This is a genomic window from Cytobacillus oceanisediminis (genome assembly GCF_007830235.1).
Classification (GTDB): domain Bacteria; phylum Bacillota; class Bacilli; order Bacillales; family Cytobacillaceae; genus Cytobacillus; species Cytobacillus oceanisediminis.
Genome location: NZ_VLKI01000020.1, coordinates 81381 through 99528 on the forward strand (window position 1 = coordinate 81381; position 18148 = coordinate 99528).

17 protein-coding genes are annotated in these 18148 nt (G+C 42.0%); 14 read left to right on the forward strand and 3 right to left on the reverse strand.

The genetic code is table 11. The features are described from left to right. Positions 1-211 precede the first annotated feature (211 nt). The gene (locus IQ19_RS22820) at positions 212-346 is read right to left on the reverse strand and encodes a YqzM family protein (protein ID WP_019382872.1); all 135 of its coding nucleotides are present in this window, start codon (positions 344-346) and stop codon (positions 212-214) included. A gap of 305 nt (positions 347-651) precedes the next feature. On the opposite strand from IQ19_RS22820, the gene holA reads away from it, so the two are divergent. Next, entirely contained in the window at positions 652-1692 is a 1041-nt protein-coding gene (gene holA, locus IQ19_RS22825) for a DNA polymerase III subunit delta (protein WP_144545395.1), read from the forward strand. A gap of 76 nt (positions 1693-1768) precedes the next feature. On the opposite strand, the gene rpsT is transcribed toward holA, so the two are convergent. Then, positions 1769-2035, reverse strand: coding sequence for a 30S ribosomal protein S20 (gene rpsT, locus IQ19_RS22830; RefSeq protein ID WP_026584475.1), 267 nt, complete (start codon positions 2033-2035; stop codon positions 1769-1771). 269 nt (positions 2036-2304) lie between these two features. On the opposite strand from rpsT, the gene gpr reads away from it, so the two are divergent. The 13 genes from gpr (at position 2305) to deoC (ending at position 17781) form a co-directional block, all read left to right on the forward strand. Beyond that, the gene (gene gpr / locus IQ19_RS22835; RefSeq protein ID WP_144545397.1) at positions 2305-3432 is read left to right on the forward strand and encodes a GPR endopeptidase; all 1128 of its coding nucleotides are present in this window, start codon (positions 2305-2307) and stop codon (positions 3430-3432) included. A gap of 68 nt (positions 3433-3500) precedes the next feature. Beyond that, the gene (gene spoIIP, locus IQ19_RS22840) at positions 3501-4706 is read left to right on the forward strand and encodes a stage II sporulation protein P (RefSeq protein ID WP_144545399.1); all 1206 of its coding nucleotides are present in this window, start codon (positions 3501-3503) and stop codon (positions 4704-4706) included. 19 nt (positions 4707-4725) lie between these two features. Then, on the forward strand, positions 4726-5070 hold the full coding sequence (locus IQ19_RS22845; protein ID WP_144545401.1) for a YqxA family protein: 345 nt from the start codon (positions 4726-4728) through the stop codon (positions 5068-5070). Positions 5071-5352: 282 nt separating this feature from the next. Then, on the forward strand, positions 5353-7188 hold the full coding sequence (gene lepA, locus IQ19_RS22850; protein ID WP_144545403.1) for a translation elongation factor 4: 1836 nt from the start codon (positions 5353-5355) through the stop codon (positions 7186-7188). 103 nt (positions 7189-7291) lie between these two features. Continuing rightward, positions 7292-8425: a radical SAM family heme chaperone HemW gene (hemW, locus tag IQ19_RS22855; RefSeq protein ID WP_144545405.1), complete on the forward strand. Its 1134-nt coding sequence runs from the start codon at positions 7292-7294 to the stop codon at positions 8423-8425. Between the two features lie 124 nt (positions 8426-8549). Beyond that, positions 8550-9581, forward strand: a complete 1032-nt coding sequence (hrcA, locus tag IQ19_RS22860; protein ID WP_144545407.1) for a heat-inducible transcriptional repressor HrcA — start codon at positions 8550-8552, stop codon at positions 9579-9581. 117 nt (positions 9582-9698) lie between these two features. Then, on the forward strand, positions 9699-10304 hold the full coding sequence (grpE, locus tag IQ19_RS22865) for a nucleotide exchange factor GrpE (protein ID WP_199749534.1): 606 nt from the start codon (positions 9699-9701) through the stop codon (positions 10302-10304). Between the two features lie 25 nt (positions 10305-10329). After that, positions 10330-12156: a molecular chaperone DnaK gene (gene dnaK / locus IQ19_RS22870; protein WP_144545411.1), complete on the forward strand. Its 1827-nt coding sequence runs from the start codon at positions 10330-10332 to the stop codon at positions 12154-12156. Positions 12157-12490: 334 nt separating this feature from the next. Next, positions 12491-13609 carry a molecular chaperone DnaJ gene (gene dnaJ, locus IQ19_RS22875; RefSeq protein ID WP_144545413.1) on the forward strand — a complete coding sequence of 373 codons (1119 nt, stop codon included), beginning with the start codon at positions 12491-12493 and terminating at the stop codon, positions 13607-13609. Between the two features lie 20 nt (positions 13610-13629). Continuing rightward, complete coding sequence (gene prmA / locus IQ19_RS22880; protein ID WP_144545429.1) at positions 13630-14571, forward strand: 50S ribosomal protein L11 methyltransferase; 942 nt, start codon at positions 13630-13632, stop codon at positions 14569-14571. Positions 14572-14840: 269 nt separating this feature from the next. Then, positions 14841-15590 carry a 16S rRNA (uracil(1498)-N(3))-methyltransferase gene (locus IQ19_RS22885; RefSeq protein ID WP_144545415.1) on the forward strand — a complete coding sequence of 250 codons (750 nt, stop codon included), beginning with the start codon at positions 14841-14843 and terminating at the stop codon, positions 15588-15590. Between the two features lie 5 nt (positions 15591-15595). After that, positions 15596-16948, forward strand: coding sequence for a tRNA (N(6)-L-threonylcarbamoyladenosine(37)-C(2))-methylthiotransferase MtaB (gene mtaB / locus IQ19_RS22890; protein WP_144545417.1), 1353 nt, complete (start codon positions 15596-15598; stop codon positions 16946-16948). Positions 16949-17109: 161 nt separating this feature from the next. Continuing rightward, complete coding sequence (gene deoC / locus IQ19_RS22895) at positions 17110-17781, forward strand: deoxyribose-phosphate aldolase (protein ID WP_144545419.1); 672 nt, start codon at positions 17110-17112, stop codon at positions 17779-17781. A 104-nt stretch (positions 17782-17885) separates the two neighbouring features. Here deoC and IQ19_RS22900 read toward each other — a convergent pair. After that, positions 17886-18148, reverse strand: a 263-nt coding sequence (locus IQ19_RS22900) for a transposase (RefSeq protein WP_199749489.1), incomplete at its 5' end; no start/stop codon positions are given.

Here is an 18148-nt window from a genome sequence, read left to right on the forward strand (position 1 = left end):
CGCAGATTAACGGGCAGTAATACCCCCACATTAAGACTTCAAGAAAAACAAGTAATTAAACTGCCCGTAAAGGCCCGATTATCAGAACTCAGACTAAAGGCGCCACGTCCTGTGGCCACGTCTGAGTGACCCGCATCGTGCGGGCCTCAACTAACCATCAGTGGGGGAGGAAGAAAACTCCCACTGATGGAAGTTTCACTTTATGTAGCCATTAAGCTCCTAAAAATTTAATGACTGTTGCAATAACAAATAACGTTGCGAAGAAACCGAATGATACGATAAATCCTACGCCAGAGTCGATAGCATCATTTCGTTTGCTTTGGACGTTCTTTTCAAATTCGTTCACAGTCTACCCCTCCTATTTCCTATATAGTATAAGACATTCAATAAAAAAAATCTAGCGTTCCCCGGCCCTTTTCCTGTATTAACAAGAGTTGTCACAAATAAGGCTAAACATCAAGGGGAAAATAATCAAACAAAGGGTGCACCGCAGCTTCCTGAGTATCCCGGGTCTCAGGGAGCGGCGTTCTATATAGATCAGGAATTGGCGTTCATAGCGGGCGCCAATTTCTTATGTATAACTTGTCAAAACGCTTAAGCTTCTTTAGGATAGAAAGAGAATAAAATGCAAGTTGAACGGAGCGAAAGAAATTGGTTTTTGATATATGGAAACAAATAAAAGCAAAGCGGTTTGCTCCTGTATATTTATTATATGGAACAGAACCCTATCTTATAAACGAAACAAAACAGCTGCTGATCAATTATGTGTTAAGCCCAGAGGAAGCTGACTTTAATTTATCCTCTTATGACCTTGAGGAAACCCCAATCGATACAGCGCTTGAAGATGCCGAAACATTTCCTTTTATGGGGGAAAGAAGGCTGATTTTCTTACATAATCCAGTATTTCTAGCTTCTGAAAAGTCTAAAGCGAAAATAGAGCATAATCTGGCTAAGCTTGAAGCCTATATTAAGGAACCTGCGCCATACTCGGTTTTGGTTTTGGCAGCCTCCTCTGAAAAGCTGGATGATCGGAAAAAATTAACAAAACAATTAAAGAAAACGGCGGCTGTTCTCGAAGCAAAGAAGCTTAACGAAGGAGAGCTAAAAACATGGATCAGGGAACGGGCGGCATTAAACGGGGTCCAGATTGATGAAGCTGCAGTTGAACAGGTATTGACCCTGGCAGGTACCAACTTGTTTATTCTGACAAGTGAAATTGATAAACTGGCTTTATATGCAAGTGATACAAAGCGAATTGACGAACAGATGGTTGAAAAGATGGTTTCACGGTCACTGGAACAAAACATTTTCTCGCTGGTGGATAAAATTGTCCATCGCAAAATAGAAGAGGCATTAAGAATTTATTATGATTTATTAAAGCAAAATGAAGAACCGATAAAAATTTTATCCGTGATAACCGGCCAGTTCAGGCTAATATACCAGGTAAAAGAGCTTGCCAGACGGGGGTATGGACAGCAGCAGATCGCTGGCTATTTAAAAATCCACCCATTTCGAGTTAAGCTGGCTGCGGGGCAGGCGCAGCTTTTTGGCGATGAAGAATTAACGGTCATTATGAGCTTGCTTGCAGATGCAGATTACCAAATGAAAACTGGGGGCATGAATAAAACCATGCTGATTGAAATGTTCCTGTTTCGCCTTCAAAGCCAAGCTTTGCAAAAAAATACGCAATAAAAGCGGTCCTGGCAAGGACCGCTTTTTTGTGCATTATAAAAGGCTATCCCTTAAAGATAGCCGATATCTTTAAACATTAAGCGTTTAAAGAGTTCATTTTTTTCATTAAACGAGACTTTTTACGAGCAGCAGCGTTTTTGTGGATTAGACCTTTTGCAGCAGCTTTGTCTAGTTTACGAGCAGCATCAGCGAAAGATTCAGTTGCAGCAGCAGCATCGTTGTTTACGATCGCAGCATCAACTTTCTTAACAGCTGTACGCATTGAAGATTTGATTGTAGCGTTATGAGCGTTGCGAGCTTCGCTAGTTTTAACACGCTTAATAGCAGATTTAATGTTTGGCATTCCATTCACCTCCTGAAAAAGCATCGAGATTCTATAACTCGACATTCACATTCATTAACAATAATTAAGAACAAGTGATATTCTATCAAACACGCGGCCATAATGCAATACTCTGTAATTAAAATTGCTGATTGCAATTCTGTTATGAAGATAAACCATCCTATGCATGTTTTTGCCTTTTGAAGGCAATGATAGTACATATCCGAATTCTAGTATATTATGGGTTATTTTCCATAAAACCAAATAAGCAGAGAATGTGAGGGATTAACTTGAAGGAATCAATAGATTTAAGCAAGTACTCGGTCCGAACGGATCTAGCGATTGAAGCAAGGGAAATGGTCATAGCGGACAGGCGGAGAGACAATGTCCACGAGCAGGAAAACCTTTCGCAAATTGAGGGCGTTATTATAAAGGAAAAAGAAGAAAACGATATAAAGATTTCATTTGTAGAAGTGACAAAACAAGGTGCAGAGGCATTAGGAAAAAAGGAAGGTAAATATTTGACACTTGAAGTGACGGGCATCCGCCAGCAGGATACCGAACTGCAAAAAAAAGTGGAGTCTGTTTTTGCAGGTGAATTTTCCCAGTTCATTAAGCAATTGGGGATAAAAGAGAACGCCTCATGCCTAATAGTCGGCCTGGGAAACTGGAATGTCACTCCTGACGCACTGGGCCCGCAAGTTTGTGAAAACCTCCTGATTACAAGGCATCTCTATCAGCTGCAGCCTGAAAGTGTAGAAGAAGGCTATCGTCCGGTAAGCGCCATATCCCCTGGAGTTATGGGGTTAACCGGCATTGAGACAAGCGACATAATTTATGGAATTGTTGAAAAAACAAAGCCCGACTTTGTCATTGCGATAGATGCGCTTGCCTCCCGCTCAATCGAAAGAGTTAATTCCACGATCCAAATATCGGATACAGGCATCCATCCCGGATCCGGTGTGGGAAATAAACGGAAGGAAATCAGCAAGGAAACATTGGGCATACCAGTAATCGCAATAGGAGTCCCTACTGTTGTGGATGCCGTGTCGATAACAAGCGACACTATTGATTTTATTCTGAAGCATTTTGGAAAGGAAATGAGGGAGGGAGACCGTCCGTCCCGGTCACTTGCGCCCGCTGGCATGACCTTTGGAGAAAAAAGAAAGCTGACTGAGGAAGATTTGCCTGAGGAACATCACCGAAAAACCTTTTTAGGCATGATTGGAACCTTGCCTGAAGATGAAAAGCGAAGGCTTATCTATGAAGTGCTTTCCCCGCTCGGCCACAATCTAATGGTTACACCGAAGGAAGTTGATGTATTTATTGAGGATATGTCAAACCTTATTGCCAATGGCTTGAACGCAGCGCTCCATCAAAAAGTGAACCAGGATAATGCCGGTTTTTATACTAGATAGAAAATATTTGTTCTATCTTCTCTAGCAAAGTCATAACATTTACTAGACTTGCAAAGAGAGGTGGAAAAATGAAACCTTTGAAGACGAATGGACTGGTTGTAACAATTCAAGGGACAAGCCTGTTAAAAGCCATAGGCGGATTTTTGCTCTTTCTATTTATGATATTTTCAATAAGCGGAGCTCTGACATCTTTAAAGCCGGAATATAGAATCAGTTCTTCTTCCGTTAATACAGCGGCGACGAATCTAACAGGAGAAATGCTATATCATTTCCTTGGCTGGGAAAACCACGCCTTTCTCAAGGCGATGCCGGAAGATAGCTTTCCTCCCAGATTTACAAATATGGTTTTTAAGCTATCAACTAATGTAAATCTTGATGATCCGAGAAGCTTATTAGGGAGGGAACTGCCTTTCTTCTCTCTTTATGACAGCAAAATTCTAGTTGCCGGTGAAGGAACTGATTATACCAACATGCCGGTAGAGTCTTCGCCGCCTTTGGAAGTATTGAAAGCTGAGCAGGAAGCAGCACTGCAAAACACTGAAGGCCTGAATTCAAATGAAGAAAATAGCCAGTCGGGAACACCTCCTATGACTACCGGTGATCAAAAGGCAGTATATGTTTATTTCAGCCATAACCGGGAATCGTTTCTTCCTTATCTAAAAGGTGTGAACGACCCGAATGCTGCCAGCCATTCTCAAATTAATGTGACAAAAATAGGGGACAAGCTTAAAGAGGAACTGGAGAGCAGAGGGATCGGAACAACAGTGGATAAAACCGATATCCAGGGTACTTTAAATAAAAAAGGATGGAGTTATGGACAGTCCTATGAGGCTTCACGGGAAGTTGTTCAGGCAGCAGCTTCCACTGACCGGGATTTAACATATTTCATTGATATTCACAGGGATTCGCGAAGAAAAGAGGATACAACAAAAGAAATTAATGGAAAGTCATATGCGAAACTTGCATTTGTGATAGGAGCGGAGCATCAAAACTACGAGAAGAATTTAAAGTTTGCCAGTGAATTGCATAAAAGACTCGAGGAAAAATACAAGGGCTTGAGCAGAGGAATTATCCAGCTGCAGGGAGAAAGGACGAATGGGAAATTTAATCAGGACCTTTCTGAAAATGCAATCCTGGTAGAATTTGGAGGGGTCGATAATACATTTGAGGAATTGGATCGTTCAGCGGAAGCTCTGGCAGAAATCTTCAGTGAATATTATTGGCAGGCCGAGGAAGTAAATTCAACCGCACGCGGGGAATCGGAAAAGAAATAATGTTTAGGTGTGATTTGTAATGAAGATGTTTATGTTAAAGGCGACTTTTCTGGCTGCCATTATGTTTGTATCCGTCTTGTTTGGGATGCAGCAGGCGAATGAAGGAATACAAAGAATGAAGGGCTATTCTGATGATGATTTCAAAAGTGCGCTTACCTTAAGTGAAAGTGAAGAAGGTGAACTTCAGGCTTCAGTATTGGGGAATGATGTATCCAGCCATGATCTTCAACAGAAGAAACAAAAGCTTGAAGAAATGAAAGCTTATAACTTCTTTTCGTCTTTGGGAAAAAGTATCTCCGAAGGCCTGTCAGGATTAACAGAAAAATCGATCGCTTTCATTACAGAATTATTAACTGGAGAATAGGGCTGCTCAAGGGCAGCCTTATTTTTTTGCACTAGGTATGGCAAAGCTTAATATTGATTATAGGACTCTGTTGAATTGAGCGGAAATCAACAGACAAAGTTAACAAAGCCTTGCACTAATAAGGCCATACAGCTTAGCATTGAATCTTCATAAGCGTACTGCTATAATCAAAAATAGTGTATAAACTAATAGGACTAACTGAAAATAGATTAACACTTGGCTCCAGACGCCCTTTAAAAGGCGTCTTGCGCTTTTCTTATAGTAGGAGTTGAATTGTAAACCATGAACAGAGAAGAGAGACTAAAAAGGCAAGAGAAAATAAGGAATTTTTCGATTATCGCCCATATTGACCATGGGAAATCGACTTTGGCTGACAGGATCCTTGAAAAAACCAATGCGCTTACAGCCCGTGAAATGAAGGATCAGCTCCTTGATTCCATGGACCTTGAAAGAGAGCGCGGCATTACCATCAAATTAAACTCAGTCCAGTTGAAATATAAGGCCAAAGATGGAGAAATTTATACTTTCCACTTAATTGATACTCCGGGACACGTCGACTTTACTTACGAAGTATCCCGCAGTTTGGCAGCCTGTGAAGGGGCAATCCTTGTGGTGGATGCAGCCCAGGGGATTGAAGCGCAAACCCTTGCAAATGTTTATTTAGCTTTGGATAACGATTTGGAAATCCTTCCGATCATCAACAAGATTGACCTTCCGAGTGCAGACCCTGAGCGCGTTCGCAATGAAATCGAAGAGGTAATCGGACTTGATGCTTCTGAAGCTGTACTTGCCTCAGCAAAGGCTGGAATCGGCATTGAGGAAATCCTCGAACAGGTTGTTGAAAAGGTCCCTGCCCCCGTTGGCGATCCAAACGCTCCTTTAAAGGCGCTAATCTTTGATTCGCTTTATGATGCTTACCGCGGAGTTGTTGCTTATATCCGTGTAGTGGAAGGAACCGTAAAAGTTGGGGATAAAATAAAAATGATGGCGACAGGCAAAGAATTTGAAGTAACAGAGGTTGGTGTATTTACACCTAAATCCACTCCACTGCCTGAATTATCTGTTGGAGACGTAGGTTTTTTAACAGCAGCCATTAAAAATGTAGGCGATACCCGTGTCGGTGACACCATTACAAGTGCAAAGAACGGTGCAACCGAAGCTCTTCCTGGTTACCGAAAGTTAAATCCAATGGTTTATTGCGGTTTATATCCAATTGACAGCGCCAAATTTAATGATTTGCGGGAAGCTCTTGAAAAGCTTGAGCTTAATGACTCTGCACTTCAGTTTGAACCGGAAACTTCCCAGGCACTGGGCTTTGGATTCCGCTGCGGATTCCTTGGATTGCTTCACATGGAAATCATTCAGGAGCGAATTGAGCGTGAATTCAAGATTGACTTAATTACAACGGCGCCAAGTGTTATCTATGATGTCATCATGACAGACGGCATCGAAATTAAAGTAGATAATCCATCCAATATGCCTGACCCGCAAAAGATCGATCGTGTGGAAGAGCCATATGTAAAAGCCACAATGATGGCACCGAATGACTATGTTGGTGCCATTATGGAACTTTGCCAGGAAAAACGCGGCATATTCATTGATATGCAGTACATGGATGAAACAAGGGTTAATATAATTTACGAAATTCCTTTATCTGAAATTGTATATGATTTCTTTGACCAGCTTAAATCCAATACAAAAGGATACGCTTCTTTCGATTATGAACTAATCGGCTATAAGCCTTCCAAGCTTGTTAAGATGGATATTCTATTAAATGCTGAAAAAGTTGACGCATTAAGCTTTATTGTCCATAGAGACTTCGCTTATGAAAGAGGAAAGGTTATCGTTGAAAAGCTCAAGGAACTTATTCCTCGACAGCAATTCGAGGTGCCAATCCAAGCGGCAATCGGGCAAAAAATCGTTGCCCGCTCAACGATTAAAGCGATCCGCAAAAATGTATTGGCAAAGTGTTACGGTGGAGACATTTCCCGTAAGCGAAAACTTTTGGAGAAGCAGAAAGAAGGTAAAAAGCGGATGAAGCAGGTCGGTTCTGTTGAAGTTCCGCAAGAAGCTTTCATGGCTGTTCTGAAAATGGACGACAATAACTCTAAAAAGTAATATATTTGCTTTGTTTAAAGAGGTTAGATATGCTGTCATAATAATAGCAGCACTAGCCTCTTTTTTATATGAACAGGCTTATTGATAAAGGTAGTGAAAATATATGATTAAAGCAGCTTATATACACATCCCATTTTGTGAGCACATATGCCACTATTGCGATTTTAATAAAGTTTTTCTTAAGGGCCAGCCGGTTGGAGATTACCTTGGCTCTCTGGAGAAAGAAATGGAAATTGCCCTGCTGGAAACGCCAACAAGGCATTTGGATTCCATTTTTATTGGAGGCGGCACACCAACAGCGCTAAATGAGCAGCAGCTTGAAAAGCTTTGCGCCATTATTAAAAAGCAGCTTCCTTATGACAGCTCGACAGAATACACCTTTGAAGCAAACCCTGGGGACCTTACTGAGGAAAAGCTTCAATTATTGTATGACGCGGGAGTCAACCGGCTCAGCTTTGGCGTACAGACTTTCAATGATGAGCTTTTAAAAAGAATCGGAAGGGTCCACAGAGCCAAAGATGTTTTCCACTCTGTTGAAGCAGCAAAGAAAATAGGTTTCAAAAACATAAGCATTGATCTCATCTATAGCCTTCCCGGCCAGACTCTAAAGGATTTTAAAGAAACACTCGAAACATCCTTCACTTTGGATATTGTCCATTATTCGGGTTACTCACTGATTATTGAACCTAAGACTGTTTTTTATAATCTAATGCGAAAAGGCAAACTGCCAACTCCCGGAGAAGATGTGGAAGCTGAAATGTATGCTTTGTTAATGGAGCAAATGGACAAACATGGCTTTAAACAATATGAAATCAGCAATTTTGCAAAAACTGGCTATGAAAGCCGGCATAATATTACTTATTGGGATAATGAATGGTATTTTGGATTTGGCGCAGGTGCCCATGGCTATGTAAATGGAATGCGCAGGTCTAACCACGGACCGCTCAAGAAATATATGGAGCCGATAGCAAATGGACAGCTTCCTGTGCTTGAGGAGCATAAAGTTACACTGGAAGAACAAATGGAAGAGGAGATGTTCCTTGGCCTGAGAAAAAGGGATGGTGTCTCCATTAGTCGTTTTAAAGAGAAATTTGGCAGAGATCCTATAAATTTGTTTGAAGACCAAATTGTGCAGCTGGCGGGCAAAGAATTAATTGCTGTTTGTGAGGATCAAATAAAGCTGACAAGGCAAGGGCGATTCCTTGGAAATGAAGTGTTCCAGTCCTTTATAGGATAATTGGTCAGAGCAACTTGCATGTTTTAAAAATGGATGCCAAATTATTGACACTGCACGCTTGATTTGTTAATTTATTAGTAGAATTAGCACTCGTGAACAAAGAGTGCTAACAGAGGTGATAACTGTGTTAACAGATCGTCAATTATTAATTTTTCAAGTGATTGTTGATGATTTTATTCAAACTGCACAGCCTGTCGGGTCGAGAACCTTGTCGAAAAAGGAAGAGATTTCTTTTAGTTCCGCAACGATCAGAAATGAGATGGCTGATTTGGAGGAACTAGGGTTTATTGAAAAAACACACACCTCATCGGGGAGGATTCCTTCTGAGAAAGGGTACCGCTACTATGTGGACCACCTTTTATCCCCGCAAAAATTAAATCAGCATGACATCTTTAAAGTAAAGTCAATTTTTGCTGAAAGAATTTATGAGCTGGAGAAAATTGTTCAAAGATCAGCCAAAATTCTGTCTGAGCTGACGAACTATACATCCATCGTCCTTGGGCCTGCAGTAAGGGACAACAAGCTGAAAAAAATTCAGATTGTTCCTTTGAATAAAGAAACAGCAATAGCCATTATTATTACCGACACAGGCCATGTGGAAAACAGGATGTTCCACTTGCCGGAAAACATTGATGCCGGCGATTTGGAAAAGGTAGTCAACATCCTAAATGACCGATTGGCAGGAGCACCGATCGAAAGCCTGAACAATAAGCTATACAAAGAAGTGGCCGTACTTTTGCGGCAGCATATCAATAATTATGATTTTATGCTGCACTCAATTGCTGATACCATTCAGATTTCAGCGTATGAAAAATTATTTTTTGGCGGAAAAACCAATATGCTTAGCCAGCCGGAATTTCATGATATTGAAAAAGTTAAAAATCTCATGAATATGATTGAGCAGGAGAAAGGCATATATGATTTAATCCGTAAAAATAAGGCGGGAATCAATATAAAAATTGGACGGGAAAATAACAATTCTGCAATGGAGAACTGCAGTCTGATTACAGCGAGCTACTCGATCGGTACCGAGCAGCTGGGTACCATAGCCATCCTCGGACCTACCAGGATGGAATACTCAAGAGTGATAAGTTTGTTGGATTACATCAGCGCAGACTTATCTGCTGTTTTATCGAAGTTGTATCAAAACGGCTGACGGTGGAAATATTGATTAAGGGTGGAATGGCCTTTTCCATCCCTTTCCCTGTGTTTTTTTATATAGTGCGGTGCTGTGATGCACTGGATTATCCATTCTTTAAGGGAGGTGAACAAGTTGGCAGAAGAGAAAGAAACGCTAAATCAAGATTTAAATGAACAAACGAACAAACCTGAAGGAACTGAAAATGAGGCTCCTATTGAGGAAGTGTTTGCAGAGGCTGAAGAAGCAGATGCTAGCCCGGAAAATACGGATGCTGAGCTTATTGCAGCTAAGGAAAGAATTGCTGAGCTGGAAGGCAAGCTGGAGGAAGCAGAAAATCGCATTTACCGCCTTCAGGCTGATTTTGAAAATTCCCGACGCCGTGCAAGGCTTGACCTTGAAGCGTCTGAAAAATATAGAGCACAAAGCTTAATCTCCGATCTGTTGCCTGCAGTTGACAACTTTGAGAGAGCTCTTCAGATGGAAGCTGAAAACGAACAGGCAAAATCCATCCTCCAAGGAATGGAAATGGTTTACCGAAGCGTCCTGGAGGCTATTAAAAAAGAAGGTGCAGAACAAATCGAAGCAGTTGGGAAGGAATTCGATCCGCATTTGCACCAGGCTGTTATGCAGGTGGAGGATGAGAATTTTGATTCCAATATTGTAGTCGAAGAGTTCCAAAAAGGCTACAAGCTAAAGGATAGAGTCATTCGACCAGCAATGGTTAAAGTAAATCAATAACTACATATTTGGGGAGGTAAAGAACATGAGCAAAATTATCGGGATAGATTTAGGTACAACAAACTCATGTGTCGCTGTACTAGAGGGCGGCGAACCAAAAGTAATTCCAAATCCGGAGGGCAACCGTACAACACCTTCAGTTGTAGCGTTTAAAAACGGTGAACGCCAGGTCGGTGAAGTGGCCAAACGCCAATCCATTACAAACCCGAACACAATCATTTCCATTAAGCGTCACATGGGAACAGATTTTAAAACTGAAATTGAAGGAAAAGAATATTCACCTCAAGAGGTATCTGCTATTATTCTTCAATATTTAAAATCTTATGCTGAAGACTATCTTGGCGAAAAAGTTACAAAAGCCGTAATCACTGTTCCTGCATACTTTAATGATGCTGAGCGTCAGGCTACAAAGGATGCAGGCAAAATCGCAGGCCTTGAAGTAGAACGTATTATCAACGAGCCTACTGCTGCAGCTTTGGCATATGGCCTTGATAAAATGGATGAGGATCAGACGATTCTTGTTTATGACCTTGGCGGCGGTACATTTGACGTATCCATTCTTGAACTTGGTGATGGCGTGTTTGAAGTAAAATCAACTGCCGGCGATAACCGCCTTGGCGGAGATGACTTCGACCAGGTTATTATTGATTACCTTGTAGAACAGTTCAAGAAAGAAAATGGCATCGATCTTTCAAAAGATAAAATGGCGCTACAGCGTTTAAAAGATGCAGCTGAAAAAGCGAAAAAGGATCTTTCCGGTGTAACTTCAACCCAGATTTCCCTTCCGTTTATCACTGCTGGTGAAGCGGGTCCTTTACACCTTGAAGTAACGCTTTCTAGAGCAAAATTTGAAGAGCTTTCTGCAGATCTGGTAGAACGTACAATGGGACCTACCCGCCAGGCACTAAAAGATGCTGGATTGACTCCTTCAGAAATAGACAAAGTTATTCTTGTTGGGGGATCAACACGTATCCCGGCTGTACAGGAAGCGATTAAGAAAGAGACAGGCAAGGAGCCGCATAAAGGCGTTAACCCCGATGAAGTTGTTGCAATGGGTGCAGCAATCCAGGGCGGTGTTATCACTGGAGATGTAAAGGACGTTGTACTATTAGATGTTACTCCGCTGTCTCTTGGTATTGAAACAATGGGCGGGGTATTCACAAAGCTAATTGAGCGCAATACAACAATCCCAACATCAAAATCACAAGTATTCTCTACTGCTGCAGATAACCAGTCAGCTGTAGACATCCATGTTCTTCAAGGGGAACGTCCGATGGCTGCTGACAACAAAACGTTAGGCCGCTTCCAGCTTGGTGATATCCCTCCAGCTCCACGCGGTGTACCGCAAATTGAGGTATCTTTTGATATTGATAAAAATGGTATCGTTAACGTGCGTGCAAAAGACTTGGGCACAAATAAAGAACAGGCGATTACGATTAAATCATCCACAGGATTATCGGATGAAGAAATCGATAAAATGGTAAGAGAAGCAGAAGAAAATGCAGAAGCTGATAAGAAGCGCAAAGAAGAGGTTGAGCTTCGCAATGAAGCAGACCAGCTAGTATTCACTACTGAAAAGACTCTAAAGGATCTCGAAGGTAAAGTGGACGAAGCTGAGGTAACTAAAGCTAACGAAGCTAAAGATGCTTTAAAAGCTGCAATTGAAAAGAATGATTTGGATGAAATCCGCGCGAAGAAAGATGCGTTACAGGAGGTTGTCCAAGCATTAACAATGAAGCTTTATGAACAGGCTCAGCAAGCACAAGCTGGCCAAGGTGCGGAAGGCACTGGCGAAAATAATGACGACAATGTAGTTGACGCAGAATTTGAAGAAGTTAAAGACGATAAATAATATTGAACAGCTCCAGCGCCTAGGAGCTTGAGGGTGTCACTCCTGAGCTGGGCGCCTGAGATTTTCCAATTAAAAGTCAAAGTCAGGTATTTCTTGGCTTTGGCTTTTATTCTGTTTAAGGAAACTTGTTTTTAAAGAGCATATGGCCTCCACTAAGGCATTGGAAGAAGAATTCATGGAGGAGCTTTTTTGCCCCTTGCCCGATGAGCGGATGCGGATCCTATCTTTGGGGAAGCGGCAAATCTATTCAAGGTCCAAGTGAATGGCGGTTGCAGAATATATTTAGAGAATGATACAATAACCTTTATGTGAAATGAATCGGGGAGTGGTAATCATGAGTAAAAGGGATTACTATGAAGTTCTTGGAATTAGCAAAGGTGCATCCAAGGATGATATAAAGAAAGCTTATCGAAAGCTTTCAAAAAAATATCATCCTGATATTAATAAAGAGCCTGATGCTGACGAGAAGTTCAAGGAAGTAAAAGAAGCGTATGAAGTACTTAGCGATGAACAAAAAAGAGCTCATTACGATCAATTCGGACATACAGATCCGAATCAGGGCTTTGGCGGAGGCGGTTTTGAAGGCTTTGGCGGTTTCGAGGACATCTTCAGCACATTCTTCGGTGGAGGCTCTCGCCGTCGCGATCCTAATGCGCCAAGGCAAGGGGCAGATTTGCAATACACAATGTCCCTGTCTTTTGAGGAAGCTGTCTTTGGAAAAGAGACGGATATTGAAATCCCTCGTGAGGAAACATGTGAAACTTGTAACGGATCAGGAGCGAAGCCTGGCACCAAGCCAGAAACATGCCGCCACTGCCATGGATCTGGCCAGATGAACGTTGAACAAAATACGCCATTTGGCAAGATTGTAAACAGAAGAGTTTGCCACTATTGTAGCGGTACTGGCAAAGAAATTAAGGAGAAGTGCTCTACCTGCGGCGGCTCCGGCAAGGTGCAAAAGCGAAGGAAAATCCACGTCAAGATTCCTGCCGGCATAGATGATGGTCAGCAGCTTCGTGTTGCTGGACAAGGTGAACCGGGTGTGAATGGCGGCCCTCCTGGAGATCTTTATGTAGTGTTCCATGTTCGTTCTCATGAGTTCTTTGAGCGGGATGGCGATGATGTATATTGTGAAATGCCTATTACTTTTGTGCAAGCTGCCCTTGGTGATGAAATCGAAGTGCCAACCCTTCATGGGAAAGTAAAGCTAAAGGTTCCTGCGGGTACACAAACGGGAACAAAATTCCGTTTAAAAGGGAAAGGTGTTCCGAACGTTAGAGGTTACGGCACGGGAGATCAGCATATAATTGTCCGCATTATCACCCCGACAAAGCTGACAGAAAAGCAAAGGCAGCTGCTTAGCGAATTTGCGGAAGTAAGCGGAAAAGTTCCTCAAGGGGAGCAGGAAGAGACCTTTTTTTCGAAAGTAAAACGAGCCTTTAAAGGTGAATAAAGGAAATGGAGTTGGTAGAAGTGAAATGGTCAGAAATCAGTATTCATACTACAAATGAAGCTGTTGAACCGATTTCGAATATTTTGCATGAAGCCGGAGCAAGCGGAGTCGTTATAGAAGATCCTTTGGAACTTGTAAAAGAAAGAAAGGACCAATTCGGCGAAATCTACCAGCTCGATCCACAGGATTATCCTGAAGAAGGCGTTATTGTAAAAGCTTATTTGCCTGTAAACAGTTTTTTGGGCGAAACTGTTGATGAAATAAAAGAGGCTATTAATAACCTGATTTTATTTAACATTGATATAGGGGCTAATAAGGTCAGCATCAGCGAAGTAAACGAAGAAGAATGGGCGACAGCCTGGAAAAAATATTATAACCCTGTAAAAATATCAGAACGTTTTACAATTGTTCCTACTTGGGAGGAGTATACTCCGGTCAGCAGTGATGAGCTTATCATTGAACTTGATCCGGGAATGGCTTTTGGAACGGGAACACACCCAACGACTGTCATGTGTATTCAAGCCTTGGAAAGAACAGTAAAACAAGGGGACAATGTAGTAGATGTTGGGACCGGTTCAGGTGTTTTAAGCATTGCTGCAGCCATGCTTGGTGCTGAAAGTGTAAAAGCACTTGATTTGGATGAAGTAGCAGTAAATTCGGCAAGATTAAATATTAAGCTGAATAAAGTTCAGCATATAGTTGATGTTTCCCAAAATAACTTGCTCGATGGCGTTGAGCAAGGTGCAGATGTTGTGGTCGCGAATATCCTTGCGGAAGTGATCCTGCGATTTACGGATGATGTTGCATCTGTCGTTAAGGAAGGCGGATATTTTATTGCATCAGGAATTATCCAGCAGAAGAAAAAGGAAGTAAGGGATGCCATTGCAGCAGCAGGCTTTGAGATTGAAGAGACGATTCAGATGGAAGACTGGGTAGCTATTGTAGGGAAAAGAAAGCGATAGTCAGAAAAGGGGGTAATTGATTTACCTCCCTTTTAAGTTTTGGCTGTGTTAAAGCTCATTGTTGATTTTGGCACTTTGTTGATCGGAGCGGAAGGCACGAGACTCTGTGGTAGTGTTGATCAAAGGGAGACCCCGCAGGCTTATTGCTTGAGGACTCTCCTAGACCGCCCGCGGTTCGCTGAGTTCCTTGAGCGGAAACCAACAGGCAAGGTTAACAGAGCTAAAAGTTTAGAAGAATAGCGGACAGGCTAAGGAAGAAGGTGCCAAAGGTGCAGCGTTATTTCGTAGAGGAACAGGCAATTGAAAATCGCTTTTATATTTTTGGTGAAGACCGCCATCACATTGTAAAAGTAATGCGAATGAAAGAAGGCGATTGCATTATTTGTGTGGGTCCGAACCAGAATAGCGCACTATGCACAATTGCAGAAATTACCGATGAACAAGTGACTGCAGAAGTTGTACAATGGATTGAAGGATCTTCAGAGCTTCCTGTTGATGTTACAATAGTGAGCGGACTGCCTAAAGGGGATAAGCTGGAATGGATTATCCAAAAGGGTACAGAGCTCGGTGCTCACCGATTTATCCCTTTTACTTCAGCTCGTTCAGTAGTAAAATGGGATGCGAAGAAGGCTGCGAAAAAGGTTGACAGATGGCAGAAAATTGCGAAAGAAGCAGCCGAACAGTCACACCGGACCATTATGCCTGAGGTTCATGCACCGTTAGACTTAAAGTCACTGCTGAAATTATGCGGAGATTACGACCATAAATTGATTGCCTTTGAGGAAGAAGCGAAACAGGGGGAAGCATCCGTTCTTTCCAAAACCTTGTCTTCAATGAATAAAGGTGAATCGCTGATTATATTTTTTGGGCCTGAAGGCGGGCTTGCAGACCAGGAAGTTACCTTGCTGCAGGAGCACGGCTTTCTTGCCTGCGGCCTTGGCCCGCGGATTTTAAGAACAGAAACAGCACCGCTTTATTTGCTTTCGGCTGTTTCCTATCATTTTGAATTAATGGGGTGAATAATATGCCTGCAGTTGCATTTCATACACTTGGTTGCAAAGTCAACCATTACGAAACAGAAGCCATTTGGCAGCTGTTTAAAGAAGCTGGCTATGAACGGACAGATTTTGAATCTGTTTCAGATGTATATGTCATTAATACATGTACGGTTACAAATACAGGCGATAAAAAAAGCCGACAGGTTATTAGAAGAGCTATCCGGAAAAACCCTGATGCTGTTATTTGTGTAACAGGCTGTTATGCACAAACATCACCAGCTGAAATTATGGCGATTCCTGGGGTGGATATCGTTGTAGGTACCCAGGATCGGGTTAAGATGCTCGAGTATATTGAGCAGTACAAACAGGAACGCCAGCCAATTAATGGTGTCGGAAATATCATGAAAAACCGTGTTTATGAGGAACTTGATGTTCCAGCTTTCACAGACAGGACACGTGCTTCCCTTAAAATTCAGGAGGGCTGCAACAATTTTTGTACTTTCTGTATTATTCCATGGGCACGCGGTTTAATGAGATCCCGTGACCCACAGGAAGTAATCCGCCAGGCACAGCAGCTTGTCGATGCAGGCTACAAAGAAATTGTCCTGACTGGCATCCATACAGGAGGCTATGGGGAGGACATGAAGGATTATAACCTTGCGATGCTTCTGAAAGATTTGGAAGAGCAGGTTGCAGGGTTAAAACGTCTAAGAATCTCCTCCATTGAAGCTAGCCAAATTACAGATGAAGTCATTGAAGTTATGGATCAATCCAAAGTGGTTGTCAGGCATCTGCACATTCCTCTTCAGTCGGGTTCCAATACTGTCCTGAAAAGAATGCGCCGCAAATACACGATGGAGTTCTTTGCAGAGCGTCTTGACCGTTTGAAGGAAGCTCTTCCTGGTTTGGCGGTAACCTCAGATGTTATCGTTGGATTCCCTGGGGAAACAGAAGAAGAGTTCATGGAAACCTATAATTTTATAAAGGACCATAAATTTTCCGAGCTTCATGTTTTCCCTTATTCAAAGCGTACAGGAACACCTGCTGCAAGAATGGATGACCAGATTGATGAAGAAGTTAAAAATGAGCGGGTGCACCGCCTGATTGCTTTATCTGATCAGCTTGCAAAAGAATATGCATCCCAGCATGAGGGAGAAGTGCTTGAAGTGATTCCTGAGGAAAGCTTCAAGGATAGCCCAGATAACAATTTGTTTGTGGGATACACAGACAATTACTTGAAGGTTGTCTTCCCGGCCACTGAAGACATGATTGGCCAGATTGTCAAAATAAAAATTACAAAGGCCGGTTACCCTTATAATGAAGGCCAATTCGTGAGAGTTCTCGATGAATTGGATGAAAAAGAAGAGGCAGCAGTTTAAAGGAATTACCTTAGGGTAGTTCCTTTTTTTATCAAACCTCATTGAATAAAGTATTTTGGGAAAAACTACTCTCGAAAACGGTTGCAAAATAGCTCGATATTTTTCGATTTCAATGGTATTATGTAGAGGTACGGACAACTTGTTTTAAAGGAGTAGTTAAAATGACAAATAACGTAGCAAGAATGATCGATCATACATTACTTAAAGCAGATACAACCAAAGACCAAATTGAAAAAATTTGTGCAGAGGCAAAGGAATACAACTTTGCATCCGTTTGTGTTAATCCGACTTGGGTAAAACTTTCAAGCGAATTGCTAAACGGAACTGAAGTAAAGGTTTGCACAGTCATCGGTTTTCCATTGGGAGCTTCCACTCCTGAAACTAAAGCGTTTGAAACTAAAAGTGCCATTGACAATGGTGCAACAGAAGTAGATATGGTAATTAACATCGGCGCTTTAAAAGGCGGAGATAATGAGCTTGTTGAAAGAGATATTCGCGCGGTTGTCGATGCTGCTAAAGGAAAAGCATTAACAAAAGTTATTATTGAAACTTGCCTTCTTACTGAAGAAGAAAAGGTTAGAGCATGCGAACTTTCTGTTAAAGCGGGAGCTGACTTCGTTAAAACATCTACTGGATTCTCTACTGGAGGAGCAACTGTTGAGGACATCGCCCTTATGAGAAAAACAGTAGGCCCAGATATTGGTGTTAAAGCATCTGGCGGAGTAAGAAGCGCTGAAGATGCACAGAAAATGATTGAAGCAGGTGCCACAAGAATTGGTGCAAGCTCAGGAGCAGCTATTGTCAACGGTTTGACTAGCGATTCTGATTACTAAAAAAAATGCCGGGATACCCGGCATTTCAGACCGTAGACAAACCCCATTTTCACCCTTTGTGAAAATGGGGTTTGTTACATTTAATAGTCATCTTACCTCGAAAATCAAGCTGGACATGGCCCTCGCCATGTCCAGTTTGCCAATTTTTTAAGATTTATGGCAGCGAAAGTAAGCATCGCCTGCATCGAAACTTTTTTAAGCCCTCTTAAGGTCGTCCAACGCATGCCATGCTTTTCTTTTGCGTCCGCAAAAACACGTTCAATTGTTTCTTTGCGCTTCGCATATATCGTTTTATTCAGTTCGGTATGTCTAAGGTGATCCACTTCATCTATGTAATCCTGCCATAAATGCCTATGAATCATTTTGG

Bases quoted from the DNA above. Each gene is read 5' to 3' on its own strand.
- rpsT (WP_026584475.1), bottom strand. From the start codon at position 2,035: ATGCCAAACATTAAATCTGCTATTAAGCGTGTTAAAACTAGCGAAGCT.
- spoIIP (WP_144545399.1), top strand. From the start codon at position 3,501: ATGAAACCTTTGAAGACGAATGGACTGGTTGTAACAATTCAAGGGACA.
- IQ19_RS22845 (WP_144545401.1), top strand. From the start codon at position 4,726: ATGAAGATGTTTATGTTAAAGGCGACTTTTCTGGCTGCCATTATGTTT.
- lepA (WP_144545403.1), top strand. From the start codon at position 5,353: ATGAACAGAGAAGAGAGACTAAAAAGGCAAGAGAAAATAAGGAATTTT.
- hemW (WP_144545405.1), top strand. From the start codon at position 7,292: ATGATTAAAGCAGCTTATATACACATCCCATTTTGTGAGCACATATGC.
- dnaK (WP_144545411.1), top strand. From the start codon at position 10,330: ATGAGCAAAATTATCGGGATAGATTTAGGTACAACAAACTCATGTGTC.
- dnaJ (WP_144545413.1), top strand. From the start codon at position 12,491: ATGAGTAAAAGGGATTACTATGAAGTTCTTGGAATTAGCAAAGGTGCA.
- mtaB (WP_144545417.1), top strand. From the start codon at position 15,596: ATGCCTGCAGTTGCATTTCATACACTTGGTTGCAAAGTCAACCATTAC.
- deoC (WP_144545419.1), top strand. From the start codon at position 17,110: ATGACAAATAACGTAGCAAGAATGATCGATCATACATTACTTAAAGCA.